We start from the raw sequence: 26,107 nt of genomic DNA on the forward strand, positions 1-26,107 counted from the left end.
AAATCAATTTTTAAAGGGTTGGGCTTAGAATTCCCGCGCACAGGGAAAGTGTGGATGAAGCCAGATAACCCGAACAGGGTCCCTTTAGATGTGTATCTGTCGTTTGTGAGTTCCCTGTCCGGGAACCGCATGACGCTTCTTGCTGGCGTGATCGTGCACGTCGCGACATGCCTGGCCGTCGCCGCCAAGACCCAATCCTTCGTCTACATCCTGCTGGCCGCCGCCTTCCTCCTGGTCTTCTGCGTCCGCATGTTTGTCTTCCGGCGGTTCGACCAGGTCGACAAGGAGCGCCTGTCGCACGCCGGGATCGAGCGTTGGGAGCGGATCCTGGTTGCCGGTGCGGCCTGCACCACCGCTCTGCTCGGCCTCGCCAGCGGCTACGCCATCTTCGTCGTGCACGATTCCTTTGCCGAGCTTGCCTGCATTGCCGTCACCATGGCGACCATGGTTTCCGTCGTCGGCCGCAACTACGGTTCGCGCCTGGCGGTCGACCTGCAGACCTTCTCCTGCTGTCTGCCGATGATCGTCTGCAGCCTGATGGCGCTGGACTTCTATCGTGGCCTGCTGTCGATCTTCCTCATTCCCTTCTGGCTGACGACGCGGGCCATGGCGAACGGCGTGCGCGAGTTCCTTTATGAGAATGTCATCGCGCGCCGGGAAATCACCATCATCGCCGACCGTTTCGATACGGCGCTGAACAATATGCCGCATGGCCTCGTCATGGTCGATGCCGAAAACCGGATCCAGGTCGTCAATCGCAAGGCCTGCGAGCTTCTGAAGATCGGCGCGCCGGAGCGGTTAAAGGACCGCGACCTCGGCGCCGTCCTGCGTTACGGCGCGCGCTACAGCTTCATGGACGCCTCGCAGCCGGAGCTCATCCTGCGTCAGCTCACCCAGGTCGCCGAAGGTAACCTGTCGCGCACGCTCGTTCATTTTCCCGAGGGCCTGTCGCTGGAATTCTCCGCCAGCCGGAGAGCCGATGGCGGCGCCGTACTGATCTTCGAAGACGTGTCGAGCCGTGTCAAGGCGGAGCAGAAGATCATGCATATGGTCCGCTTCGATGCGCTGACCGGTCTGCCGAACCGGGAATATTTCGGGCAGCTGGTGCAGGACTATCTCGCCAAACATCAGAGGAAGTCCGGGCCGCTCGGCTTCATGGTTCTCGATATCGACGAATTCAAACATGTCAACGACATGCGCGGCCATGTCACCGGCGACCATCTGCTCTGCGCTATCGCCGCCCGCATCAAGCAGGCTTCCGGCAACGCCATTCTCGGCCGGCTGATGGGCGACCAGTTCATCCTGTTCTTCCCGCATGCGAAGGAGCCGGCCTCGCTCGACATCGAGATCCGCCGCGTACACGCGGCGATCCAGGGTCATTATGAGGTCGATGAGCTGACCTTCCTCGTTTCGCTCAGCGCAGGTTACGCCATCCTCGAAAGCACTGCCTTCGCGATGGACGAATGGAGCGTCAAGGCGGATCTTGCCCTGTTCGAAAGCAAGTCGCGCTTCAAGGGCGGCATATCAGGCTTCGAGCGGGAGATGGACGGCCGCTACATCGAACAGCAGAAGCTGAAAGCGGATCTGCGTGACGCGGTTTCCGCGCAGGCGCTGCATCTGGTCTTCCAGCCGATGTTCCGGGCCGACGGTTCACGAATCGAATGCGCCGAGGCCTTGGCGCGCTGGGTGCATCCGGAGAAGGGATCGATCCCGCCCGATGTCTTCATCCGGCTTGCCGAGGATATGGGCATCATCTCCGACATCACCCGCTTCGTCCTGTTCAAGGCCTGCAGCGAATGCATGAACTGGCCGGACCATATCGCGGTCTCGGTCAACCTCTCGGCTCGGGACCTCAGGGATGCCGACATCCTCCAGCTGGTCGCCGACGCGCTTGCTCATTCCGGCCTCGATGCGGCGCGGCTGCATCTCGAAGTCACAGAAAGCTGTCTGATCGACGAGCCGGCGGCCGTGCGTGCCATCCTGGCGGAGCTCAGGGCCCGCGGCATCACCATCGCCATCGACGATTTCGGGACCGGCTTCTCCAGTCTCAGCTATCTCGACACGCTGCCGCTTGATATCGTCAAGATCGACCGCTCCTTCGTCCGCAATATCGTCGAGGATACCCGCCGCCTCAAGCTGCTGCGCGGCACGGTCCATCTCGCCCGTGAACTGGGGCTGAAGATCGTCATCGAGGGTGTCGAGACCGAAGAGCAGCTCGCCCTGCTCAACAAACACCGCAGCACCGATCTGGTGCAAGGCTATGTTTTCTCTCAGCCGGTGCCTTCCCAGAATATCCCGCTCTTGCAGCAGGGCATCGGCCGCCGACCCGTTCAACGCCGACGCAACAAGGTCGCCTGAGCGCTCCGCTACGGCCGCTTTTCCACTGACACTCCTCCGCGCCGTTAACCTTAATACTTTATAAACGGGCCGAATTATCGGATTTCCTTGCCTAAATCTCGCCGGCATATGATTAATGATCCGTTAACGAGCGGATCGAGAGAATGTCAGAGACACTGTTCAAGCGTAGCGATTTCAGCGCGAAAATTTTGGAAGTTTTGGATCATGTCGAGTATCGTCGCGTCGAAAGCAGCGAAGACATGGAGCAGGTGGAACGCCTGCGCTACAAGGCCTATAAGGCTCACGACGTGCTCGCGCTCGCCCCGAAAGGGCTGCTGGACGATAGCGATTTCGACAGTCACGCCTATATCTTCGGCCTGTACTATTATGGGGAATTGGTCAGCACCATCCGGGTTCATTATGTGACACCGGAGCATCGCCTCAGCCAATCCGGCGGCGCCTTTCCGGAGGCGATGGATGAGCTTCTGGATGCGGGGCTGACACTGATCGATCCGGCGCGTTTCGCCGCCGACCCCGAGCTCACCACCGATCTGCCGTGGGTTCCCTATCTGACGCTGCGGCCGACCATCGTGGCAGCGGCGTATTTCCGCGCGGACCGCGTTCTTCAGTTTGTCCGGCCGCCGCATGCGGCCTTCTACAAGCGCGTCTTCTATGCCGATACGGTCGTGCCCGGCCGGCTGGCGAAGAATTACGGCATCGACATGACGCTGATGGCGACGAATGTGATCGAGGTCGGGCGCAAGCTGCTGACGCGCTATCCCTTCTTCATTTCCAGCGCCAGCGAGCAGCGCATGATGTTTTCACGCAATCCCAACGACACCTTGCCGCCGCTCACCATCATTCCGACAGCGCGCTTCGTGCCGCAAGGCGAACTCGGCACCGACCTGCCGCTCTGATTTCTGTTCTCTCACCGAGAGAGCATCAGAGTGAGAACAATGAGGGGCGACGACACTATCCGCAGTCGTCGTCCCTCATGCTTTTTTCGCCTGGGAATAGGTGGTTTTGAAGCCTAAAAGCGCGTCGCATCAAATCTGATTCATGCGACGCGCTTTAGCCCTTTGTTTTGATGCATGTCGTTCTTCCGGAACCGCTGCACACTTCCGGGCGACATGCATGAGCTGCGGCATTCTCATGGATTGCGCTTTCGGCTGTCATTGTGTAATTCCTGCAAGCAGGGATTTCCCTCGCCAGCCGAGGGAATCAGGCAGCGCAGAGGCATTTCAGGGAGACGATATTTTTATGGCCGAACATCATACCGGACCGGTCGAGACCGGCGCGCCGATGGATTACAAAGAACATGAAAAGACCTACGACATGTTCATCACTGCCACCAAATACGGCTCGATGCTTCTCATCGTCCTCCTGCTTGCGATGACCGCCGGTTTCTTTGGCGGCGCTGGCCTTCTCGGCGGCCTCCTCGTCTTCATCATTCTACTCGCTGTCGGCGTCTTCCTGTTCCGCTGAGCGCGGCAAAAGGGAGGGCTTCGCCGAAGCTTTGTGACTGAAGCGCGTTGCGATCTTTCAGATTGGCTCTTCGCGCTTCAGGTCTTTATTTTCTCGCATATCGTTATCGCAGGGCTGCCAGACAGTTTTGCACGACATGCTTTAGGTGCTTGGCCTGCGCAGGGAAGCCTGCGGCGGTCTGGCTGACCCGGAGGAGGGGGCAGTTGGGCAATATCGTTTTCGTTGCAAGGGAAATTGCGGGCGAGGAGACGCGTGTCGCGGCCTCCGCCGAGACCGTGAAAAAATGAAGAGTTTCGGCTTCGACGTCGTCGTCGAAGCCGGTGCCGGTGCGGCGTCGCGCGTTCCAGACGGAGAGTTCGAGGCAGCCGGCGCCAGGATCGGCAGTTCTGCCGATGCAGCCTCCGCCGACGTCGTGCTGAAGGTGCGCCGCCCGACCGCACAGGAAATTTCAGGCTATAAAAGCGGCGCCGTGGTCATCGCCATCATGGATCCCTATGGCAATGACGAAGCGATCGCCGCTCTTGCCAGCGCCGGTCTTTCGGCTTTTGCGATGGAACTGATGCCGCGCATTACCCGCGCCCAGTCCATGGATGTGCTGTCGTCCCAGGCCAATCTCGCCGGCTATCAGGCCGTCATCGAGGCGGCGGCGGTTTATGACCGTGCCATGCCGATGATGATGACGGCTGCCGGCACCGTGCCGGCCGCCAAGGTCTTCGTCATGGGTGCCGGCGTCGCCGGTCTTCAGGCGATCGCCACGGCGCGGCGCCTGGGTGCTGCGGTTTCGGCCACCGACGTACGCCCGGCCGCCAAGGAGCAAGTCGCCTCGCTCGGCGCCAAGTTCATCGCCGTCGAGGATGAGGAGTTCAAGGCGGCGGAAACGGCCGGGGGTTACGCCAAGGAAATGTCCGCCGACTATCAGGCAAAGCAGGCAGCGCTGGTGGCCGAACATATCGCCAAGCAGGATATCGTCATCACCACCGCGCTGATCCCCGGCCGCGCGGCGCCTCGGCTCGTTTCGCGCGCCATGCTCGCTGCGATGAAACCCGGCGCGGTCGCCGTCGACCTTGCGGTCGAGCGCGGCGGCAATATCGAGGGCGTCGTTGCCGGCGAGATCGCCGATGTCGACGGCGTCAAGGTGATCGGTTTTGCCAACATGCCGGGCCGGGTCGCGGCCAGCGCTTCGGCGCTCTACGCCAAGAACCTCGTCACCTTCCTCGAGACCATGGTCAACAAGGAGGGCCGGAGCGTGGTCGTCAACCTCGACGACGAACTCGTCAAGGCGACGATGCTGACCTATGCCGGCGACGTGGTGCATCCCGCCTTCGGCGGCGCGAAGAAGGGAGATCTCTGATGGCCAGTGAAGCAATGGACAAAGCGCTGGAGCAGCTCGACCAGGCGGTCACCGCTGTCGTCACGGCGGCGGCCCATGCACCGGAAGCGGCCAGCGCTGCGACCGGCGGGGCGATCGATCCCTTCGTCTTCCAGCTGGCGATCTTCGTCTTGTCGATCTTCGTCGGTTATTACGTCGTATGGTCGGTGACGCCGGCGCTGCATACGCCCCTGATGGCTGTTACCAATGCGATCTCCTCCGTCATCGTCGTCGGCGCGCTTCTGGCGGTCGGCATCTCGACAAGCGGGCTTGCGACCGGCTTCGGCTTCGTCGCCCTCGTGCTCGTCTCGGTGAACATTTTCGGCGGTTTCCTCGTGACGCAGCGAATGCTCTCGATGTACCGCAAGAAAGACCGGTGAGGAACCGATGACCAATATCGCAGCCTTCCTCTACCTCGTCTCCGGCGTTCTCTTCATCCTGGCGCTTCGGGGTCTCTCGCATCCAGCCACCAGCCGCAAGGGCAATCTCTACGGCATGATCGGCATGGGGATCGCCATCCTGACGACGCCGGTGCTGGCGACGCCGAATTTCGGCGGTTTCGTGCTGATCATCCTCGGCCTTGCCATCGGCGGCAGCGTCGGCGCCTATGTCGCCCGCACCATCGCCATGACCTCGATGCCCCAGCTCGTTGCCGGTTTCCATTCGCTGGTCGGTCTCGCGGCCGTCTTGGTCGCGGCCTCGGCGCTCTATACCCCCGCCTCCTTCGGCATCGGCGAGATCGGCCAGATTCACACCGAAGCGCGGGTCGAAATGGCGCTCGGCGTCGCCATCGGTGCGCTGACCTTCACCGGTTCGATCATCGCCTTCCTGAAACTTGACGGGCGCATGTCCGGCAAGCCGATCATGCTGCCTTACCGGCATGTGATCAATGCGGCGCTGCTGGTGCTGATCGTGCTGTTCATCATCGGGTTGGCCGCCACCGAAAGCCATTTCGATTTCTGGGCCGTGGTGGCGCTGTCGCTGGCGCTCGGCGTTCTGTTGATCGTGCCGATCGGCGGCGCCGATATGCCCGTCGTCGTCTCGATGCTGAATTCCTATTCCGGCTGGGCTGCGGCCGGCATCGGCTTCACGCTCGGCAATCTCGCACTGATCATCACCGGCGCGCTTGTCGGTTCGTCCGGCGCGATCCTCTCCTACATCATGTGCAAGGGCATGAACCGTTCCTTCGTCTCGGTCATCCTCGGCGGTTTCGGCGGCGAGACGGCGTCCAGCGGCCCCGACACCTCAGACAAGACGGTCAAGCTCGGCTCGGCCGAGGATGCGGCCTATCTGATGGCCAATGCATCGAAGGTCATCATCGTGCCGGGATACGGTATGGCGGTCGCCCAGGCCCAGCATGCGCTGCGCGAACTCGCCGACAATCTGAAGAAGAACGGTGTCGAAGTGAAATATGCGATCCATCCGGTCGCCGGCCGCATGCCCGGCCATATGAACGTGCTGCTCGCCGAAGCCAATGTTCCCTACGACGAGGTCTTCGAGCTCGAGGACATCAATTCGGAATTTGCCCAGGCCGACGTCGCCTATGTCATCGGCGCCAACGACGTCACCAATCCGGCGGCGCGCGACGACAAGACCTCGCCGATCTACGGCATGCCGATCCTCGACGTCGACCGGGCAAAGACCTGCCTTTTCGTCAAGCGCTCGCTCGGCTCCGGTTATGCCGGCATCGACAATACGCTGTTCTATAAGGACGGCACGATGATGCTGCTCGGTGACGCGAAGAAGATGACCGAGGATATCAACAAGGCGATTTCGCATTGATCACCTCAGAACAGCCGCCCCTCGGGCGGCTGTTCCGTTCAGGTCGGACGGGGCCGCTTTGCTCAGGTCTCGCCCGGCACCAGCGTCATCTTTTCGACGCCGATGGCGAGATTCAGCCCTTCCTGCGCCTGGACATTCAGCGGCTGCAGCATGAAAGCTTTGTTGGTGCCCCCGGCAATCACCTTGGCTCCGGCCCCTGCACCGACGCTCGCATCCGCACCGATACCGTAATATTCGCCGGCCAGCGCGAATTGCGGTATATCCGTGCCGGTTTTCGCCAGCACCTGCCAGATCATCACGCTCTTGCCGGTCTGGCCGATGTCGAGACCGAACTTCTCGATTTTGCCGGCATAGACCGCTTTGGCGCCGCCTGACGCCGGCGTATAGGTGCAGATCAGGTTCTTCTGCGAGGTAATGATCAGGCCCTGGCCACCATCCGATCCGCAGACCAGGCGGCCAAGCGTCACATAACTTTCCGCGCCCGCCTGATCTGCCCAGGCAGCGGCCGTCAGAGCCGCGGCGGCGATGATCGTTTGCTTGAACATGGTCTTTCTCCTTGGGAACGACCTGTTCGAAACGGGTAGGGGTGGCGATTGTTCCTGACTTGGATGTTTAGTCCCGTTCCAGCATGGCGCGCTGCGCCGTCAGCACCCACAACAGGCCCTCGGGCCGGAAATCGACCTGCACCGTGCCGCGGAAGGCGGAGGCGGCATGGGCCTTGATAACGGTCGTGCCGAAACCTGAGCGGGTTGGCTCTGCCACAGGCGGGCCGCCGCGTTCCTCCCAGGTGAAGCGGAGCAGGGCATCCGGCTTGTCTTCCTCCCTGACATCGCGCCATTCGAAGCGGACACGGCCTTGCGGGACGGAAAGCGCACCGTATTTGACCGAATTGGTGGCGAGTTCATGCAGGGCAAGGCCGAGATTCTGCACCGCATCCGGCTTCAGCACGAAATCTTCGCCGGTGATTTCAATCTGTTCGCGCGATTGCGGGAAGGCCTGCAGGTGGATGTCGACGACCCGCCGCAGCGACACGCCTCCCCATTGCTCGCTGGTCAGCAGCTCGATCGAACGTCCCAGCCCCTCGAGGCGGTCGGCGACGGCGGCCTGGAAGGTCTCGACGCTGTCGGCCTGTTTGGCGAGCTGGCGCATCATCGCCTGGGCAAGCGTCAGAAGGTTTTTGGTGCGGTGGACAAGTTCGTGCATGACGAAGCGCAGCCGGTCCTCGGTCTGGCTGCGATCGAAGGAGGCGTTCGAAAGCGCGATCGCCACCTGGTTCGCCTCGATGACGCTGGTCTCGACCGGCGAGACAATATGGCCTTCGCCCATGCGGTTGGCCATTTCAGCAATATCGCGGATGGTGGTGCGTACCTGCCGTGCGACGGCATAGGCGCCGAGCACGGCGACGAGCACCAAGGCTACGCCGCCGATGATGAGGAAACGCCAGGTGCTGAGGATCGAAGCCTGGGCGATCGGTCCCCAGATCACCGTTTTCCACGACCAGCCGGGAATCCTGGCATAGCCAAGCAGCATGTGCGGCAGGATCTTCTCGTCCTGGAAGACGCCGCGTGACGCGGTGAATGCCGGCAGGATGCGCGGATCGAAGAGCGTGCCGGGTTCGAGATTGGCGGGGCCGGCACCAGCGACCACATGGCCGCTTTGATCGATGATTGCGGCCGACCAGCCGGGGGCAAGGCCCTCGGTCGTCACGAGCTTGCCCAAATCCTTGGCATCCTGGGTGATGATGAGGGCTGCGACGGGATCGTCTGCCCGCGGCAGGGTGACGTTATAGACCCATTCGCCGCTGGTCCGGCCGCGGAAGACGTCCGATGCCTCGATGCGACCGGAGGCCATGACCGCTTCGAGGGCGGGCAGGTTCGCCGTCTTGCCAAGCGGCGTGCCGAACGCCCGGCGCGTATTTAACAACTGCTGACCGGTGCGATCGACGGCGATGACGAACAGCGTATTGTCTCTGAGGGCCGTTTCCGTGCGCTCGTGGAAGGCGGCGAGATTGCCGTTTTCGAGCTCCGGCGAGCTCGAAAGCAGCCGCAGCGTCGTTGCCATATCCTGAAGCTGACGGTCGATTATGCGCGAAAGCGCAAGCGCATCCTGGGCCGTCTCGCGCCGCAGCGTCGAACGCTGGTTGTCCTCAAGCTGCAGCAGAAGCAGTGTTACAAAGGCGAAGATGGGCAGCGCAATCGCCACCGCCATGGCGACGAGATAGGTGCCGATGGAGGCCTTGGGAAAGAACAACGCGACGATCTTCATCTGTTTCGCCACGTCCCATGCGCTGGCCGGCAAGGGTTTTTGCGAGCGGTCAGGAAAGCAAAGATCCGCATCTCTCGCAAGCCGCCCTCAAACTGTTTCGAACACCTGATAGCAAGCTATCGAAGCAGCGCCATGTTAGGGGGAGCAAGAGCAGGTTGCAACATACTATGATATGTCATCGAGGACGACATATCGTGCGGCGGCCGATATTTCGGCCGCCCAACTGATGTCCTTAGCCGGCTGAGGCGCCGACGCGAGCAAGGCCGTCGCGAGCCGGCTGATATTTGGGATCGAGGCCAACGGCGTGGCGATAGGACCGGGCGGCCTTCGCCTTGTCGCCGCGCCGCTCGTAAACCAGCGCCTGGTTGGCCCAAGATTCGGCGATGTTGCCGTTAAGTTCGATCGCATGGTTGAAATCGGCAAAGGCGTTATCGTTGTCGTTCAGCGCGATATAGGAAATGCCGCGGCCGTTATAGGGCTCGGGCGAATTCGGCGCGAGCGAGATCGCCTTCGAGAAATCGTCGATCGCCTTATCCTGCTGATTGCGCTTCTGATAGATCAGGCCACGATTGTGATAGGCGCGGCCATCGGTGGTGCCAAGCTGGATCGCCTTGTCGAAATCGTTGAAGGCCTGGTCGTCCTGGCCGGCCATGCGATAGACGTTGCCGCGGCCGATATAGGCGACGTCGTAGCTCGGATTGATCTGCAGCGCGGCATTGTAATCGCTGATCGCCTGGGCCTGCTGGCCCATGTTGCGATAGACTAGGGCGCGGTTGGCATAGGCCTGGAAAAACCGCGGATTGATCTGCAATGCGGTGTTGAAATCGTTCAGCGCCTGGCGGAACTGGCCGCCGCGGCCATAGGCGGAACCGCGGACGTTGTAGCCTTCCGGATCCTTGGGATTGGCGTTGATGACCGCCGTCAGAGAGGCGATATTCTCTTCCGAACCCTGCGCCTTGTCGATGCGGATCACGGCATCAGTTGTGTTTGTCGTCTCACAGCCGGCAAGGCCGAACATTGCCGCCAGCGCCAAAGCGGGCAGGAATGCGGTTTTCTGCAGGCGCCAGGCGCGGGACGGATTGAAGGTGTTGACAGCCATTCGGGCTCGCTTTCCCCATGCGGCATACCCGATACTGGGATATGCGATCTTCAGCGGCAAACTAAAAAAGGCGGTGGCGAACCCATCGCCCCCGCCACAATGCATCTGAAAACGTCGAAAAAACGACGGCAACGCTCAGCGTGCGACCAGACCTTCTCGCTGGGCGCGCTTACGGGCCAGCTTGCGAACGCGACGAACAGCTTCGGCCTTTTCGCGAGCACGCTTCTGCGACGGCTTCTCGTAGTAGTCGCGCATCTTCATTTCGCGGAAAATGCCTTCGCGCTGCATCTTCTTCTTGAGAGCGCGGAGAGCCTGATCGACATTGTTATCGCGGACAAGTACCTGCACGAGAATCACGTTCCTTTGGTTGGTTGATGCCGGCGGCGGCGCAGCGCCAGGGGCAAAAATATAACGTTCGCGCGGCCGCAGCCTTGCGATTGGTGATGCGGGATATCAGATCGGGTATAGGAAGTCCAGATGCATATGGAAAGCAGGTGGAAAAATCACGCTTGCCCCTGTCCGGTCACGATCCGGCTGCCCCGGGCGCGGTTTCATCAAGCGCGGCGATCGCCTCCTTGAGAGCCGTCCTGACCCGGAGGCGGTCGGCCGGCTCCAGCCTGCTCATATCCAGATGCAGGTCGAGGCCGGCGAGGTGTTCGCTGAGCACGCGGCTCTTGTGGTCCGCTCCGAGGGTCAGGCCATCCACCGCATAGGGCACGATCTCGCGCTGGATGCCCTTCATGGTGATTGGTGGCAGTGGGTGGGCGTCGACGATCTCGTTCACCAGCGCATAGGTTTCGTAGCTGATGACGATTTCTCCTCCCTGGGCGATCGATTGCAGCCGGGCTGCAAGATTGGCCTCCGCCCCGATGATCGTATAGTCCATGCGGTCGCTGCTGCCGAAATTGCCGACGTTGCAATAACCGCTATTGATCCCCATGCGGACGACGAAAGGCTCTTCGGTGCCGTTTCTGCGCCATCTGTCCTTGAGTTCGCCGAGACGGCGCTGCATGTCGACGGCCATGCGCAGACAGGCTTTGGCGTCTTCCTCCGGACCTTTGGTTTCCGGGTCGCCGAAAAACACCAGCATGGCGTCACCGATGAACTTGTCCACCGTGCCGCCATGTTCCAGGGCAATGTTCGACATCTCAGTCAGATATTCGTTGAGCATCGCCGTCAGCGCTTCCGGCTGCAGGCGCTCGGTGGTGGCGGTGAAATCCTTGATGTCGGAAAAGAAGATCGTCAGGCGTTTGCGCTCGGTATGGACGACGACATCCTTCTGCCCGCTGAAGATGCTTTTGTAGATCTGCGGCGAGAGATAGCGCGAAATCTTCAGGGAAACGCTGGCCAGAAACTCGTTTGCCGTTTCCAGATCCCGGTTGGCGCTATGGATCGCGCGCGCCTGCTGCCGCTGGAGGAGAATGAAGCTGATGCCGATGATGGCAACGAACAAAAAATAGCATAGCAGGTATTTGAAGGCGAAGATGTTGCTCGCATAGGGCTGCCGGATGATGACTTCCTGAATGCCGCGCACATCGCCCACTTTCCAATCGGTCTTCGGGCTTTCGGGATGGGTATTGTGGCAGGCAACACAAGCCTGGCCCATGACGACGGGGGTGATGAAGCGCAAGGTATCAGTCAATCCGACGCGGGTGAGATCGTTCAGCGTCTGCTGCGGATTGGCGCGCAGTGCGGCGAGTGCTTTGCTCTCGAATTCGTCGAGTTCGTGGGAGGCACGGCTCTTGAACGGCAGGTCGGAGACGAAACGGTAGGTGATATTGGCCTGCTGCTCCTTGATGACATCGCCGAGCTCCAGGGAAAGCGTCGCCGGCAGCGGGATGGCGCCAGGAATATTCGCGTAGTTGTGGGAGACGACCGTGCCTTCGGTCAGGCCGCTGGCATGCGCGGCGAGGACGCGCCCGACGACATTGGCGGAATAATAGGAACGGATACTCGAGATCAGCGAGCTCATGTCGCGTGCCTGACGCTGCAGGGTATTTCCCGAGAGGTCGCTGATATCGAGCCAGACGGCCAGCGGCAGTCCTGCGAGCATTGCCAGCACGACGGCAATCAGCCAGTAGCCGCTCCGACGCGCGGCGGTTTCGGAAATCACGGCGACCCCTCGTTCTTCTCTGGAAGGCATTCGACTTTCGATCGCTACAAGAACATTTCGCCGGCTGCCCGGCAAGATCGAAGCCCTGCCATATAGCCAAAAGCCGGCCTAATCTGGATAGCGCGGCCCATCGAAAGAGAGGATCCGGACGGCATGTGCGAATGGCGTTTAGACCGAAAGCGGCGTAGCCTGCGGCAGGTGCAGGCCGTTTCTGCGGGCCGTGGAGGGACACCGGTGAGATCATGACGCGCGTCCAGCAAATCGGTGTCGTTATCGGCCTCGCGATCGTGGCTCTGCTCACGATCCTGCGGGCCGACGATCCCGGGATTTTCAAGCTAATCCGCGGCGTGACCTTCGATGAATATCAGCGGCTCGTTCCGAGGACCTTCGAGCCGATGCCGGTTCGCGTGGTCGACATAGACGAGACATCCTTACGCGAATTCGGCCAATGGCCCTGGCCGCGGGACCGGATGGCGCTGCTGGTGGACCGGCTTTCCGCGATGGGCGCTTCGGCTATCGCCTTCGATATTCTTTTTGCCGAGCCGGACCGGCTGTCGCCGCGCAACGTTGTCGCCGAGGTCGAAGGCGTCGATCCTTCGCTGGCCGAGAAACTGCCTGACAATGATGAGATATTCGCCCGCGCGATTGCCGAGAAGCCCGTCGTGCTCGGCTTCGGCCTTTCCAACGTAGGCAATTACCGGCCGCCTGTGAAGGCGGGTTTTGCCTTCACAGGCGAAAGCCCCGTTTCCGCGCCGCCCTATCTCGGCGCCTCAACACCGCTCAGGCCGCAATTGGAGGCGAATGCGGCGGGGCTCGGCCATATCAGCCTTAACCCCGGCAATCCTTCGCCGGTGGTGCGGGCGGTTCCGCTGTTTTTGACCGACGGAGAGCAGCTCTATCCAAATCTCGCCATCGAGGCGCTGCGCGTTGCGCAGGGGGCGTCGACCTATGTGCTGTCGGGCGCGCCAGATCGCGCCGGCATCATGACATCGGCGAAGATCGGCGATTTCGTCGTGCCGCTGACGGCGGCGGGCGAACTCTGGCTCTATGTCAGCCCCGATCGGGCCGAGCGGTACATATCCGCCCGGCAGGTGCTTGCGGCCGAAGGGGCCTCTCCCGAGGTTGCGGCTGCCATTAACGGCAGCATCGTCTTCGTCGGCACATCGGCCGCCGGCCTGCAGGACATCCGCGTCACGGCGCTCGGCGAGAACGTTCCCGGCGTGTCGCTGCATGCCCAGGCCGTCGAGCAGATCCTGTCCGGCCATTTCCTGTCGCGGCCTGACTGGGCGGACGGGCTGGAAATCCTGACGATTGCCGTGCTCGGAAGCCTGCTCGTCGTCGTGACGACCTTCGTCAGTCCCGCCGTCGCGCTGATCTGCGGCCTGCTGATCACGGCGATGGCGCTCGTAGCCTCCTGGTCGTCGTTTCTGTATGCCGGGCTTCTTTTCGATCCGCTGGCGCCGATCGTCAGCGGATCGATCATCCATTTTGCCGCAACCTCGTTCAAAATCCTGGTGATCGACCGGGAGCGGCGGGCAGTGCGGCGCGCCTTCGGGCATTATCTTTCGCCATCGCTGCTCCATCGTATCGAGCATACCCGTGATCCTTTACGCCTCGGCGGCGACGACCGCGAACTGACGGTCATGTTCGTCGATGTCCGAAACTTCACCGAGATCAGCGAGCGGCTGGCGCCGACGGATGTCGTGGCCTTCCTGAACACGCTGCTCGATGCGCTGAGCCGCCACGTGGTGGCCAATGAAGGCACGCTCGACAAGTTCATCGGCGATTCGATCATGGCGTTCTGGAATGCGCCCGTCGATGTGGCCGATCATGAAACCAAGGCGGTTCGCGCAGCACTTGCCATGCGCGAGACGCTCGCCGAATTGAACGCCGGCGACGCTTTCGGCTTCGGACCCGGACAGCAGGTCGGGATCGGGATCGGCATCCATACCGGCCTTGCCTGCGTCGGCAATATGGGCGCCAAGACGCGCTTCAACTATTCGGCGGTCGGCGATGCCGTCAATGTCGCGGCGCGCCTGGAATCATGCTGCAAGGAAGTCGGTTTCGATATTCTGATATCCGACAGTACGGCAAGGTCGGTGCGGGGCATGGCGCTGCTCGAGGCCGGCGCCATTCCGCTCAAAGGAAAGAGCAGCCGAACGCAGATCCTTGCCGTCGTCGGCGACGAACGGGTTGCCGCATCGGCCGAATTTTCAGCCCTTGTCGTTACCCACCAGCAGCTGATGCAGGCCCTGCTTGCGCATTCGAAGAACACCCGCAAGCTCATCGGCACGGCAAAGCTCAGGGCGGCGGGAGTGATCGACGGCCTGGCGGAATTCTATCAGCGGGTATCCGGCAGGACCGATCATTTTCGCGAGGCGAATGATCGATTCGAGAAGAGCGCGGCCGACTGAACGGGTCAGCGGTTGTGATTGAAACCGTCGCGCCTGTTGTGGTGCCGATCCTTGTCGTGATCACGATCGCCATCGTGGTCGCGATCGTGTTCTTGATGATCCCGGTCATTTCCGTGATGCTGGTTGTGGTGGCCGGTCCGGTCGTGATCATCATGCCCGTCATGCTTGTCGGGACGATCCGGCTTATCATGATGCGGCCTGTCGTGATCTGGCCTGTCGTGATGGGGCCTGTCATGATGCGGTTTGTCGTGATGCGGCATGTCCGGCTTGTTCGGCCGCTCCTTCTTCGGCTCGGCCCGCCTCTGAGGCGGATCCTGCCTTTGCGGAACAGGTGTAATCGCCGGCGGAGGCGGTTTTCTATCTTTTCTTTCCGGCGCGGCCGACGCCATATTGCAGCCGCCGATCATGCCAATGCCGCCTGAAAGCCGCTGATTGCCGGAGAGAAAGGGCAGCGCGCGGGGATTTCCGAGCGTATCGAGAATGCTGGGATCGACCCGGCGCGCCGCCGACATATTGCCATTCGGCTTGGCGACCACGCAATCGCAGCGCTGCTGCAATTGCCGGCAGCCGCCCGGGCCGCAAAACCGGGCCGCGCCATTCAGCAAGACGACGGCGGTCGTGCCATCGGGGCCGACATAGAAATCGAAAGCGGTGCCGCGCACGCCGATCGTGCCGGCGGGCGTCAGGATCTGGTAGGCGGAGGAATTGGAGTTGCCGCTTACCCAGCGGAACGTCCCCTTTGCCGCTCTGATGGTCAGCTTCTTCACCGATTGGGAATCATCGAAGACATATTTGTCGATCACGACCGACGAGCCCCAGCCCACCGCGAGTTTCGTGCCGTCACGAAACAGGAATTGGCCAAGCCCCGATGGGGATGTCTTGATGCGTTCGTTGCGATGGACGCTGCTGTCGACTTCGATTGGGCCGCTCTGTCCCGTCACCTCCGTCTTGATGACGACAGCTTGGCCGACTGGCTCGGCGGCGAGAGCCGGCTGCGCGACGGCAACCACAATGCAAAGTGCTTGGAGTAATGAACGCCGACCCCACATGATACACGGACCCCGGAAACACGGGGAGAATTAACATTTTAGTAACTGCTTGTCTTCTCGCCCACTTGGGCTACGACCGGGCGGCGGCCCCTGGGAAAGGCCGATTTTGCCTCGTCCTGCCGAACGGCCTCGGAAGCAGCGGACGATGTCGCGCGAATACTGCGCAGTTTTCGGCATCATGTCGCTGAGTGTCAAAAGCAAAGCGCTCGACTGTCGCAAAAGAACCGTTGTGCCGCATTTGGATTTGCGATTTGTATGGGCGCGGAGAACAGCCCTTTCCCATAGGAGAACAAGGCGGATGCGGAAATATTCGGTTTTTGCCGTGGCGAGGGAGGCCCTTCGGGGCCATAAGGGCTGGGAGAAGCAGTGGACTTCGCCTGAGCCGCGCGCCGAATACGACGTCGTCATCATCGGCGCCGGTGGTCATGGGCTGGGTGCAGCCTATTACCTCGCCAAGGAGCACGGCATTACCAATGTGGCGGTGATCGAAAAAGGCTGGCTTGGCGGCGGCAATACCGGGCGCAACACCACCATCATCCGCTCGAACTATCTCTATGAAGAGAGCATGCACATCTACGAGCATTCGATGAAGCTCTGGGAAGGGCTTTCTCAGGAGCTCAACTACAATGTGATGTATTCGCCGCGCGGCGTGATGATGCTCTCGCACAATATTCACGACCAGCAGTCGTTCAAGCGGCATATCCATGCCAACCGGCTCTACGGCATCGACAATGAATGGCTGACGCCGGAGCAGGCCAAGGCTTATTGCCCGCCGCTCGACATTTCGGCGAGCGCCCGCTACCCGATCAACGGCGCGGCGCTGCAGCGGCGCGGCGGCACGGCGCGGCACGACGCGGTTGCCTGGGGCTATGCCCGCGCCGCCTCGGACCGCGGGGTGCACATCATCCAGAATTGCGAAGTGACCGGCATCCGCCGCGGCCCCGATGGACGCGTGACCGGGGTCGAGACCTCGCGCGGCTTCATCGGCGCCAAAAAGGTCGCCGTGTCGGCCGCCGGCCATACGTCGACCATCATGAAGATGGCCGATGTGCGTGTGCCGCTGCAATCGAGCCCGCTGCAGGCGCTGGTCTCCGAGCCGCTGAAGCCGATCTTTCCGTGCGTCGTCATGTCGAACACGGTGCATGCCTATATCTCCCAGTCCGACAAGGGAGAGCTCGTCATCGGCGCCGGCACCGACCAGTACAACTCATACTCCCAGACCGGCGGGCTGCAGATCATCACGCACACGCTCGATGCCATCTGCGAGCTCTTCCCGATGTTCCGGCGCGTCAAGATGATGCGGCAATGGGGCGGCATCGTCGACAATACGCCGGATCGTTCGGCGATCCAGTCGAAGACGCCGGTTCCCGGGCTCTACGTCAATTGCGGCTGGGGCACCGGCGGCTTCAAGGCGACGCCGGGCTCGGCCAATCTCTTCGCGCACCTGATTGCCCGCGACGAGCCGCACAAGTTCAATGCCGGGCTGACGCTGGAGCGTTTCCGCAGCGGCCGGCTGATCGACGAGGCGGCGGCCGCGGCGGTGGCGCACTGATGATGAATGCTATTTGGATGTTCGCACCTTTCGTCGCTCACCCCCTCATCCGCCTTTCAGGCGCCTTCTCCCCATTGAGGAGAAGGGGAGGAGAAGGAAATCACACATGCTGCTGATCCATTGCCCCTACTGTCAGGAAGAGCGCTCGGAGCTTGAATTCCGCGGCGCCGGTGACGCGCATATCGTGCGGCCTGCCGATATCGCCTCGGTTTCGGACGAGGAATTCGAGGCCTATTTCTTTCTGCGCGACAATCCGAAAGGCCTGATCTTCGAACGCTGGCGGCACATCCATGGGTGCGGGCGCTTCTTCAACGCGGCGCGCGATACGGTAAGCGACAAGTTCATCGTGACCTACAAGGCGGGTGAGCCGAAGCCTGAGATTGGCGCGGCGGCCGAGAAGCACGCGCCAGTCGAGACATATGAAGCCGTGGAAGGAGAGGCGCAATGAGCGGCGTGAACCGTATCGTCGGCAAGGGGCGCCTAACGCCGGCCAAAACCGCGCGCTTCAGCTTCGACGGCGAGACCTATACCGCGCTGGAAGGCGATACCGTCGCCTCGGCGCTGATCGCCCACGGTGTGCATCTTTTGGGACGTTCGTTCAAATACCACCGGGCTCGCGGTATTCTGTCGGCCGGCGCCGAAGAGCCGAACGCGCTGATCGACGTCGCCCGCGACAAGGCGCGCAAGCAGCCGAACGTGCGCGCCACCGTGCAGGAAGTCTTCGACGGCATGATCGTCAACTCGCAGAATCGCTGGCCCTCGCTCGCCTTCGACGTCGGCGCGGTCAACAATCTGATGTCGCCGTTCTTCGCCGCCGGCTTCTACTACAAGACCTTCATGTGGCCGCGTGCCGCCTGGAAAAGCGTCTACGAACCGCTCATCCGTCGCGCCGCCGGCCTCGGTGTCGCGCCGACGGAAGAAGATCCGGATCATTATGCCAGCCGTTATGCCCATTGCGACGTGCTGGTGGTCGGCGCCGGCGTTGCCGGACTTTCGGCGGCCTTGGCCGCGGCCGGGACCGGTGCCAAGGTGATCCTCTGCGATGAGCAGGCGGAAGTCGGCGGCGCATTGCGCTACGATGCTGGCGTGACGATCGACGGCCAAGAGGGTTATGCCTGGGCGCAGAAGGCCGTGGCGCGGCTGAAGGCGATGGACAACGTCGAAGTGCTGGTCCGCACGACCGCCTTCGGCTACTACAACCACAATTTCGTCGGTCTCGCCGAGCGCGTGACCGATCATATCGCCAAGCCTTCTCAAGATCTGCCGCGCGAGCGGCTCTGGCAGGTGCGGGCCAAGCGAGTAATCCTCGCCAACGGCGCGATCGAGCGGCATATGGTATTTCCGAACAACGACCGGCCGGGCATCATGCTGGCTTCGGCGGCGCGGATGTATCTCAATCACTACGGCGTCGCCGTCGGAACCAAGGTCGGCATCTATACGGCGCATGACTCGGCCTATGAGGCGGCTTTCGATCTGAAACGATCAGGTGTTTCGGTCGCTGCCATCGTCGATTGCAGGCAGGCGCCGGGAGCGGCGGTGCTGGAAGAGGCACGTGCGCTCGGCATCGACGTCCTGACCGGGCAGTCGGTGATCAACACGGCGGGGCGGCTGCGCATCTCGTCGATGACGGTGGCGCGCAACGGCGGCGGTTCGCCGCGCAAGATCGCAGTCGATGCTTTGCTGGTTTCGGCCGGCTGGACGCCATCGGTGCATCTGTTCTCGCAGTCACGCGGCAAAGTGGCCTTCGATGCCGAAAGTCAGCGTTTCCTGCCTGGCTCCTATGCACAGGACTGCCTTTCGGTCGGCGCCTGCAACGGCACCGACGATCTGCAGCGGACGATCGAAGAATCGCTTGCCGCGGGCGAGCTGATGGCGCAGGCCACCGGCAGAAGCAGCGGCGAGAAGATCGCCATTTCGGCCGAGCAGGCCTATGACTGGACGGGCGGCATGATCGGTGCTGCCGAAGGCGCCGGCCCGAAGACCAACGCCAAGGCCTTCATCGATTTCCAGCACGACGTCTGCGCCAAGGATATCCGTCTTGCCGTGCGCGAGGGCATGCATTCGATCGAGCACATCAAGCGCTTCACGACCAACGGCATGGCCTCGGACCAGGGCAAGCTTTCCAACATGCACGGCCTGGCGATCGCCGCCGAAATGCTTGGCAAGGAAATCCCGCAGGTCGGTCTCACCACCTTCCGCGCGCCCTATACACCGGTTACCTACGGCACGCTGATCGGCCATTCGCGCGGAGAGCTGTTCGACCCGACGCGCAAGACGCCGCTGCACAACTGGGAAGAAGCGCATGGCGCCGTCTTCGAGGATGTCGGTAACTGGAAGCGTGCCTGGTTCTATCCGCGGGCGGGTGAGAGCATGCACCAGGCGGTCGCCCGCGAATGCCGCACAGCCCGAGAGTCGGCCGGTATTTTCGACGCTTCGACGCTCGGCAAGATCGAGGTGGTGGGGCCGGATGCGGCGAAGTTCCTCAACCTTATCTATACCAATGCCTGGGACACGCTGAAGCCGGGCAAGGCCCGCTACGGCATCATGACCCGCGAAGACGGCTTCGTTTATGACGACGGCGTCGTCGGGCGCCTGGCCGAGGACCGTTTCCATGTGACGACGACGACCGGCGGCGCGCCGCGCGTTCTTCACCACATGGAAGATTATCTGCAGACGGAATTCCCGGATCTGAAGGTGTGGCTGACCTCGGTGACCGAGCAATGGGCGGTGATTGCCGTGCAGGGCCCGAAGGCGCGCGAGATCGTCGCGCCCCTCGTCGAAGGGCTCGACCTCTCGAACGAGGCCTTCCCGCATATGAGCGTTGCCGAGTGCACGGTCTGCGGCGTGCCGGCGCGGCTGTTCCGCGTCTCCTTCACCGGCGAAATCGGTTTCGAAATCAACGTGCCCGCCGATTATGGCCAGTCGGTGCTCGAAGCCGTCTGGGCCAATGCCGAGCCGCTTGGCGCCTGCGTCTACGGCACAGAGACGATGCACGTGCTGCGCGCCGAGAAGGGCTACATCATCGTCGGCCAGGATACTGACGGCACGGTTACCCCGGATGACGCGGGCGTTGCCTGGGCCGTTTCGAAGAAGAAGAAGGACTTTGTCGGCATTCGCGGCCTGCAGCGGCCGGATCTCGTCAAGGAAGGGCGCAAGCAGCTCGTCGGCCTTGTCACCAAGGATCCGAAGCTGGTGCTCGAGGAAGGCGCGCAGGTCGTCGCCAACCCGAACGAGCCCAAGCCGATGACAATGCTCGGACACGTCACCTCGTCCTACTGGTCGGAAAACTGCGGCCGGTCGATCGCTTTCGCGCTTGTCGCCGGCGGTCGGGCGAGGATGGGCGAAACGCTCTACGTGCCGATGGCGGACCGGACGATCGCCGTCGAGGTGACGGATCTGGTATTCTTTGACAAGGAAGGAGGCCGCATCCATGGCTGATGTCGCAATTCGCAAACCGGCGCTTGCCGGCCGTCTCGGCGGCTCCGCAACAGTACGGCTGACGACGGCGCCGGCAGCGAGTTCGTGTGGCGCTACGCGCCCCGGCGGAATCGCTTGCAGCACTTTCCTCCGCGCTCGGTCTGTCCGTGCCGACCGCCCCGAAAACATCGGGCCGGGCCGGCGCCCGGTCGGTGCTCTGGATCGGGCCGGACGAATGGCTTGCCATCGACGAGGACGGCGCCGATCTGATGACGGTGCTTTCGGGCGTGGGCGCCGTGCATTCGGCGACCGACGTTTCTCACCGCAATCTGGCGATCATCGTCTCGGGACCGGGTGCGGAAAAGACGCTTGCCGCCGGGTGCCCGCAGGATCTGTCCTTGTCTTCGTTTCCGGTTGGAGCCGCGTCGCGCACGATCCTCGGCAAGGCGGAAATCGTGCTTCTGCGCACCGATAAAGACACGTTCCGGGTGGAGTGCTGGCGGTCGTTTTCCGATTACGTCTTCGGGCTGCTCGACGAGGCGGCTCATGATGCCGGCCATTGAAGCCGGACCAATCCGGCTGCGTAAGTCTCATTCGAGGAATAGGTGAATGCTGCACCATGCCTCCCTCGGCGTTTCCGATATCGAACGATCGGCGGCATTTTACGATGCCGCCCTAGCCGCGCTCGGTTATGTCAGGGTCTGGGATGACATCCGGCCGGGGCAGACGGGACAAGCCGTCGGCTACGGTCTTCCCGGTGGCGGCGACAAGCTGGCGATCAAACATAGACCGGAGGGCCAGCGCCCGGCCGGCCCGGGTTTTCATCTGGCGTTCGCCGCTCCGAGCCGCCAGGCGGTCGATTGGTTTCATGCCGCGGCGATCGCCCACGGCGGCGGTGACAATGGTGGTCCAGGCTTACGCCCACACTATGGCGAACATTATTATGCGGCGTTCGTGATGGATCCGGACGGACACGCACTCGAAGCCGTCTGCAAGTCGGCCGCGTAGCAAGCGGCGTTTTGCTCAAACGTCCTCGGGACGGTCCTTCGGGTCGAATTGGATGATGGTGATCCATTTTGCCGTGAGGGCCGGCTTCTTCTCGTTCTCGATCTCGATCGATACATCATAGGTGGTCATCAGCATGCCGCCGCCGCGGAAGCGGGCGTCCGAGAGCAGGAAGCGGCCGCGGACGCGGGCGCCGCTCTTCACCGGCGTCATGAAGCGGACGCGATCGAAACCGTAATTGATGCCCATGGTCTGCTCGCGCACTTTCGGCAGGCAGTTGTAGTTCATCGTCGACAGCAGAGACAGTGTCAGGAAGCCATGGGCGATGGTGCCGCCGAAGGGGCTTTCGGCCGCGCGCTGGGGATCGACATGAATGAACTGATGGTCGTCGGTCGCCCCTGCAAAGGCGTCGATCATCGTCTGGTCGACGGTGATCCAGTCCGAAAGGCCTGTTTCCATGCCGATCAGTCCCCGCACGTCGGAGAGTGAAATTTCCGTGACCATGAATTCCTCGTGAAATAGGCCGCCGGCCAAAGCCTTATCGTGCATTTATGACGATTGCGACAAGGATTTGCGCAAGCGAGGGGAGGCGGTCACTTTTCTACGAAAAAGGCGACGGAGCGTGGCTCGACGGTGACGCGGGCGCCGGTTTTCTTGGCTCCTTCCGGTGTCAATTGACGCCAGCCCGGTTCGGTTCCGGACGGGAGCGTGAAAATTTGGCGGTCGCCCGAACGGTTGAAGAGCACGGCAAGCCGGGTCTGCCTGCCGCACGCCGAGCGGTCACCGGTGGAAAGCAGCATGCCGAGGGTGGAAAGCGACGGTGTCTCCCATTCGGAAACGGTCATCGGCTCGCCGGAGAGCGAAATCCATTCGACATCGCCGTTGCCTGCCAGGAAGCCGGTTTCGGAAAAGATCGTGAAGCGGCGGCGCAGCTCGGCGACGAAGGCGGTATGGGCGATGAGATCCTCGTTCAGCGCCTTCCAGTCCAGCCAGGTGATCTCATTGTCCTGGCAATAGGCGTTGTTGTTGCCATGCTGGCTACGGCCGCCCTCGTCGCCCGCCGTCAGCATGATGCTGCCGCGGGTGGCAAAGAGTGTCGATATCAACGCCATCACATCCTCACGGCGACGCTTGCGGATCGTCGGATAGACGGTCTCCCCTCGACGCCGTTGTTCCAGGAGTGGTTCTCATTATGGCCGTCACGATTGTGCTCGCCATTGGCGTCGTTGTGCTTTCCCGCATAGGAGACGAGATCGGTCAGCGTGAAGCCGTCATGGGCGGCGAGGAAATTGACGCTGCGCGTCTCTTTGCCGTCGTTGCGGGAGAAGATGTCGGATGAGCCGGCGAGTGCGGTGGCGAGCGCCCCGGTCTTCCAATCGTCGCCGCGCCAGTAGCAGCGCAGATCGTCACGAAGCCGGTCGTTCCATTCGAGGAAAGGCGGCGGGAAATTGCCGAGCTGATAACCACCCGGGCCGATATCCCAGGGTTCGGCAATCATGATCCGGTCGGTGAGCACATTGTCGGCGAGGATCGCGGCTAGCGTTCCGCCATCGCGCTCGAAGCCTGTCGCGGTGCGGCCGAGCACCGGGGCGAGATCGAAGCGGAAACCGTCGACGCCTGAATTGAGCACGAAATGGCGCAGGCTGTCGATGACGAGACGCCGCACCTCGGGATGATCGCAGGCGAGCGTGTTGCCGGTGCCGGTGTCGTTGACGAGTTCGCCCGGCATATTCCGGGCGTGGCGATAATAATGCAGGTTGTCGAGGCCGCGCAGCGATAGAGTCGTGCCGTAACGGTCGCTCTCGCCGGTATGGTTGAAGACGAGATCGAGGATGACGGCGATGCCTTCGGCATGGAGGGCCGCGACCGTCTGGCGCAGTTCCGTCATGCCGCCCGGCGCCAGCCGCGGATCGAGGGCCATGAAGGCGACCGGATTGTAGCCCCAGCCGTTGGTGAGGCCGAGCGGCGGCAGGTGGCGTTCGTCGATCCAGGCGGTGATCGGCATCAGTTCGACGGCGTCGACACCGATGCGCTTCAGATGCGCGATAACGGAGGGATGGGCAAGGGCGGCGATCGTGCCGCGCTGAACGTCCGGCACGTCGGGATGGAGGATTGTGAAGGGACGGACAGCGACCTCGTAGATGAAGCCGCCCGGTTTGAAGAGCGGCTTGCCGATTTCGGCGCGCGTATCGGTGGTGACAATCGCCTTCGGCATCAGATCCTGGCTGTCCTCGCCATAGATGCCGAGGCGGGGATCGTAGCGGAACGGCCTATCGATCTGCTTGGCGTAGGGATCGATCAGCAGTTTGGAGGGATCGTACCAGAGGCCGCTGTCGGGAGCGTAGATGCCGTCGGCGCGATAACCGTAGCGGGCGCCCGCCTTCAGACCGTCGACAAACAGACGGTGGAAGTGATTGCTGTCGCGCGCCATGGGCAGGCGCGCGAATTCCCTGTTGCCGTCATCCTCGAAAAGGCAGAGTTCGATCTGTGCGGCGTGATGCGACCACACGGCAAATTCGACACCGGTTTCGAAGACGATCGCGCCGCTTTGCGCCGAACTCTCTCCCCGCATGTTCCCCCGGATCAGGTGATCACGGTTGGCGCATCGCGTCCCGTGCGTTCACGAATGCTGGCAATGCTTTCGGCGGCCGCGATCAGATCGGCGAGCGCTTCCTGCGTTTCGATGTTGTGGCGAGTTCGAATCCGGCTCGTAGCGCTCGATATAGACACGCAAGGTTGCGCCAGAAGTGCCGGTGCCGGACAGGCGGAAGACGACGCGGGAGCCGCCCGCAAAGAGCACGCGCACACCCTGATGCTCGCTCACCGATTTGTCGATCGGATCGTGATAGGCGAAGTCGTCGGCCTTTTCGACCTTCAGGCTTCCGAAGCTCTTGCCGAGCAGAGTGGATAGCTGGCTGCGGAGGTTGTCCACCAGGCCGTTCGCCGCATCGGTGTCGAGTCCTTCGTAGTCATGGCGCGAATAATAGTTACGGCCATAGGTCTGCCAGTGCTGGGTGACGATATCGGCGACGCTCTCGCCACGGACGGCAAGGATGTTCAGCCAGAGCAGCACGGCCCACAGGCCGTCCTTTTCGCGGACGTGACTAGAGCCGGTGCCGGAGCTTTCCTCACCGCAGATCGTCGCCATGCCGGCGTCGAGCAGATTGCCGAAGAATTTCCAGCCGGTCGGCGTTTCGTACATGCCGATGCCGCGCTTTTCGGCGACGCGGTCGGCGGCGCCCGATGTCGGCATCGAGCGGGCGATGCCGGCCAGGCCGCCGGAATAACCGGGAGCGAGATTGGCGTTGGCGGCAAGGATCGCCAGGCTGTCGGAAGGGGTGACGAAAATGCCGCGGCCGATGATCAGGTTGCGGTCGCCGTCGCCGTCGGAAGCAGCGCCGAAATCGGGCGCGTCATCGCCCATCATCTCATCGAAGAGTTCCTTGCAGTGAACCGGGTTCGGGTCCGGGTGATGACCGCCGAAATCCGGCAGCGGCATGAAATTGCGCACCGAACCCAGGGGAGCGCCGAGGCGATTTTCGAAAATTTCCTTGGCATAGGGGCCAGTGACGGCGCTCATCCCGTCGAAGGCAATGCGGAAGCCGAGGCTGATCAGATTGCGGATGGCGCCGAAATCAAACAGCTCTTCCATCAGCGCGGCATAGTCCTCGACCGGGTCGATGACCGAGAGGATCATGCCGCCCGGCAGCTCGTCCTTGCCGATGCGGTCGAGATTGACGTCGGCGAAATCGGCGATCTTGTAGCTGTCGATCGTCTTCGAGCGCGCATACATCGCGTCGGTGATCTTTTCCGGCGCCGGGCCGCCATTGTTGATGTTGTATTTGATGCCGAAGTCTTCGGTCGGGCCGCCGGGATTGTGGCTGGCTGAGAGAATGATGCCGCCGAAAGCCTTGTACTTGCGGATGATGTGGGAAGCGGCTGGCGTCGACAGGATGCCGCCCTTGCCGACCATGACCTTGCCGAAGCCGTTGGCGGCGGCCATCTTGATGGCCTTCTGAATGACTTCGCGATTGTAGTAGCGTCCGTCGCCGCCGATGACGAGGCACTTGCCCTGATAACCTTCCAGCGAATCGAAGATCGACTGGATGAAGTTCTCGGCGTAGTTCGGCTGCTGGAAGACCGGAACCTTCTTGCGCAGACCCGACGTGCCGGGTTTCTGGTCCAGATAGGGTGTGGTGGGTACGGACTTGTTCATTTTA

At 62.1% G+C, this 26,107-nt stretch carries 17 protein-coding genes and 4 pseudogenes; 12 read left to right on the forward strand and 9 right to left on the reverse strand.

Translation table 11 applies throughout. From position 1 onward, the window contains the following. Positions 1–54: 54 nt before the first annotated feature. From MF410_RS22230 to MF410_RS22255, 6 genes and pseudogenes are all read left to right on the forward strand, one after another. Positions 55–2,358 (forward strand): EAL domain-containing protein, encoded by a 2,304-nt coding sequence (locus tag MF410_RS22230; RefSeq protein ID WP_097628714.1) that lies wholly within the window; start codon positions 55–57, stop codon positions 2,356–2,358. Between the two features lie 143 nt (positions 2,359–2,501). After that, entirely contained in the window at positions 2,502–3,254 is a 753-nt protein-coding gene (locus tag MF410_RS22235; RefSeq protein ID WP_097628715.1) for a hypothetical protein, read from the forward strand. A 343-nt stretch (positions 3,255–3,597) separates the two neighbouring features. Beyond that, positions 3,598–3,822 carry an aa3-type cytochrome c oxidase subunit IV gene (locus MF410_RS22240; RefSeq protein ID WP_003590250.1) on the forward strand — a complete coding sequence of 75 codons (225 nt, stop codon included), beginning with the start codon at positions 3,598–3,600 and terminating at the stop codon, positions 3,820–3,822. 203 nt (positions 3,823–4,025) lie between these two features. Beyond that, a pseudogene (locus tag MF410_RS22245) lies at positions 4,026–5,173 on the forward strand (Re/Si-specific NAD(P)(+) transhydrogenase subunit alpha). Then, complete coding sequence (locus tag MF410_RS22250; RefSeq protein ID WP_003590253.1) at positions 5,173–5,571, forward strand: proton-translocating transhydrogenase family protein; 399 nt, start codon at positions 5,173–5,175, stop codon at positions 5,569–5,571. The pseudogene MF410_RS22245 and the gene MF410_RS22250 overlap by 1 nt, the downstream one beginning before the upstream one ends. Positions 5,572–5,578: 7 nt before the next feature. After that, positions 5,579–6,973, forward strand: a complete 1,395-nt coding sequence (locus tag MF410_RS22255; RefSeq protein ID WP_097628717.1) for an NAD(P)(+) transhydrogenase (Re/Si-specific) subunit beta — start codon at positions 5,579–5,581, stop codon at positions 6,971–6,973. A gap of 62 nt (positions 6,974–7,035) precedes the next feature. Here the strand turns inward: MF410_RS22255 and MF410_RS22260 are convergent, their stop codons facing one another. The 5 genes from MF410_RS22260 to MF410_RS22280 all read right to left on the reverse strand — a co-directional run bounded on the left by MF410_RS22260 (position 7,036) and on the right by MF410_RS22280 (position 12,480). Then, positions 7,036–7,518 (reverse strand): DUF992 domain-containing protein, encoded by a 483-nt coding sequence (locus tag MF410_RS22260; RefSeq protein ID WP_097628718.1) that lies wholly within the window; start codon positions 7,516–7,518, stop codon positions 7,036–7,038. A 67-nt stretch (positions 7,519–7,585) separates the two neighbouring features. Then, entirely contained in the window at positions 7,586–9,238 is a 1,653-nt protein-coding gene (locus MF410_RS22265) for a sensor histidine kinase (RefSeq protein WP_097628719.1), read from the reverse strand. Positions 9,239–9,470: 232 nt separating this feature from the next. Further along, positions 9,471–10,337, reverse strand: coding sequence for a tetratricopeptide repeat protein (locus MF410_RS22270; RefSeq protein ID WP_097628720.1), 867 nt, complete (start codon positions 10,335–10,337; stop codon positions 9,471–9,473). Between the two features lie 135 nt (positions 10,338–10,472). Continuing rightward, positions 10,473–10,685, reverse strand: coding sequence for a 30S ribosomal protein S21 (gene rpsU, locus MF410_RS22275; RefSeq protein ID WP_003585885.1), 213 nt, complete (start codon positions 10,683–10,685; stop codon positions 10,473–10,475). Positions 10,686–10,860: 175 nt separating this feature from the next. Then, on the reverse strand, positions 10,861–12,480 hold the full coding sequence (locus tag MF410_RS22280) for an adenylate/guanylate cyclase domain-containing protein (protein ID WP_097628721.1): 1,620 nt from the start codon (positions 12,478–12,480) through the stop codon (positions 10,861–10,863). Between the two features lie 212 nt (positions 12,481–12,692). Between MF410_RS22280 and MF410_RS22285 the strand changes: the two genes are divergently transcribed. After that, complete coding sequence (locus MF410_RS22285; protein ID WP_097628722.1) at positions 12,693–14,864, forward strand: adenylate/guanylate cyclase domain-containing protein; 2,172 nt, start codon at positions 12,693–12,695, stop codon at positions 14,862–14,864. A 5-nt stretch (positions 14,865–14,869) separates the two neighbouring features. On the opposite strand, the gene MF410_RS22290 is transcribed toward MF410_RS22285, so the two are convergent. After that, positions 14,870–15,913 carry a FecR domain-containing protein gene (locus MF410_RS22290; RefSeq protein WP_097628723.1) on the reverse strand — a complete coding sequence of 348 codons (1,044 nt, stop codon included), beginning with the start codon at positions 15,911–15,913 and terminating at the stop codon, positions 14,870–14,872. A 298-nt stretch (positions 15,914–16,211) separates the two neighbouring features. Between MF410_RS22290 and MF410_RS22295 the strand changes: the two genes are divergently transcribed. The 5 genes and pseudogenes from MF410_RS22295 to MF410_RS22315 all read left to right on the forward strand — a co-directional run bounded on the left by MF410_RS22295 (position 16,212) and on the right by MF410_RS22315 (position 21,890). Next, complete coding sequence (locus MF410_RS22295) at positions 16,212–17,465, forward strand: sarcosine oxidase subunit beta family protein (RefSeq protein WP_049734738.1); 1,254 nt, start codon at positions 16,212–16,214, stop codon at positions 17,463–17,465. A 106-nt stretch (positions 17,466–17,571) separates the two neighbouring features. Continuing rightward, positions 17,572–17,913, forward strand: a complete 342-nt coding sequence (locus tag MF410_RS22300; RefSeq protein WP_049734737.1) for a sarcosine oxidase subunit delta — start codon at positions 17,572–17,574, stop codon at positions 17,911–17,913. Beyond that, entirely contained in the window at positions 17,910–20,903 is a 2,994-nt protein-coding gene (locus MF410_RS22305) for a sarcosine oxidase subunit alpha (RefSeq protein ID WP_097628724.1), read from the forward strand. Before MF410_RS22300 ends, MF410_RS22305 begins: the two co-directional genes overlap by 4 nt. Beyond that, positions 20,896–21,445, forward strand: a pseudogene (locus MF410_RS22310) (sarcosine oxidase subunit gamma). The gene MF410_RS22305 and the pseudogene MF410_RS22310 overlap by 8 nt, the downstream one beginning before the upstream one ends. Before the next feature lie 46 nt (positions 21,446–21,491). Further along, positions 21,492–21,890 carry a VOC family protein gene (locus MF410_RS22315; protein ID WP_097628726.1) on the forward strand — a complete coding sequence of 133 codons (399 nt, stop codon included), beginning with the start codon at positions 21,492–21,494 and terminating at the stop codon, positions 21,888–21,890. 15 nt (positions 21,891–21,905) lie between these two features. On the opposite strand, the gene MF410_RS22320 is transcribed toward MF410_RS22315, so the two are convergent. From MF410_RS22320 to MF410_RS22330, 3 genes and pseudogenes are all read right to left on the reverse strand, one after another. Continuing rightward, positions 21,906–22,391, reverse strand: coding sequence for a MaoC family dehydratase (locus tag MF410_RS22320; protein ID WP_097628795.1), 486 nt, complete (start codon positions 22,389–22,391; stop codon positions 21,906–21,908). An 89-nt stretch (positions 22,392–22,480) separates the two neighbouring features. Then, a pseudogene (gene glgX / locus MF410_RS22325) lies at positions 22,481–24,459 on the reverse strand (glycogen debranching protein GlgX). An 11-nt stretch (positions 24,460–24,470) separates the two neighbouring features. Beyond that, positions 24,471–26,103 (reverse strand): annotated as a pseudogene (locus tag MF410_RS22330) (alpha-D-glucose phosphate-specific phosphoglucomutase). Positions 26,104–26,107: the final 4 nt, after the last annotated feature.

It is taken from the genome of Rhizobium sp. C104 (assembly GCF_022354505.1).
Classification (GTDB): Bacteria; Pseudomonadota; Alphaproteobacteria; order Rhizobiales; family Rhizobiaceae; genus Rhizobium; species Rhizobium redzepovicii.

Coding starts and splice junctions, on each gene's coding strand:
- MF410_RS22285 (WP_097628722.1), top strand. CDS start 12,693: ATGACGCGCGTCCAGCAAATCGGTGTCGTTATCGGCCTCGCGATCGTG.
- MF410_RS22315 (WP_097628726.1), top strand. CDS start 21,492: ATGCTGCACCATGCCTCCCTCGGCGTTTCCGATATCGAACGATCGGCG.
- MF410_RS22305 (WP_097628724.1), top strand. CDS start 17,910: ATGAGCGGCGTGAACCGTATCGTCGGCAAGGGGCGCCTAACGCCGGCC.
- MF410_RS22235 (WP_097628715.1), top strand. CDS start 2,502: ATGTCAGAGACACTGTTCAAGCGTAGCGATTTCAGCGCGAAAATTTTG.
- MF410_RS22250 (WP_003590253.1), top strand. CDS start 5,173: ATGGCCAGTGAAGCAATGGACAAAGCGCTGGAGCAGCTCGACCAGGCG.
- MF410_RS22240 (WP_003590250.1), top strand. CDS start 3,598: ATGGCCGAACATCATACCGGACCGGTCGAGACCGGCGCGCCGATGGAT.
- MF410_RS22265 (WP_097628719.1), bottom strand. CDS start 9,238: ATGAAGATCGTCGCGTTGTTCTTTCCCAAGGCCTCCATCGGCACCTAT.
- MF410_RS22260 (WP_097628718.1), bottom strand. CDS start 7,518: ATGTTCAAGCAAACGATCATCGCCGCCGCGGCTCTGACGGCCGCTGCC.
- MF410_RS22255 (WP_097628717.1), top strand. CDS start 5,579: ATGACCAATATCGCAGCCTTCCTCTACCTCGTCTCCGGCGTTCTCTTC.
- MF410_RS22295 (WP_049734738.1), top strand. CDS start 16,212: ATGCGGAAATATTCGGTTTTTGCCGTGGCGAGGGAGGCCCTTCGGGGC.
- MF410_RS22230 (WP_097628714.1), top strand. CDS start 55: ATGAAGCCAGATAACCCGAACAGGGTCCCTTTAGATGTGTATCTGTCG.
- MF410_RS22280 (WP_097628721.1), bottom strand. CDS start 12,480: ATGCCTTCCAGAGAAGAACGAGGGGTCGCCGTGATTTCCGAAACCGCC.
- MF410_RS22270 (WP_097628720.1), bottom strand. CDS start 10,337: ATGGCTGTCAACACCTTCAATCCGTCCCGCGCCTGGCGCCTGCAGAAA.
- MF410_RS22290 (WP_097628723.1), bottom strand. CDS start 15,913: ATGTGGGGTCGGCGTTCATTACTCCAAGCACTTTGCATTGTGGTTGCC.
- MF410_RS22320 (WP_097628795.1), bottom strand. CDS start 22,391: ATGGTCACGGAAATTTCACTCTCCGACGTGCGGGGACTGATCGGCATG.
- MF410_RS22300 (WP_049734737.1), top strand. CDS start 17,572: ATGCTGCTGATCCATTGCCCCTACTGTCAGGAAGAGCGCTCGGAGCTT.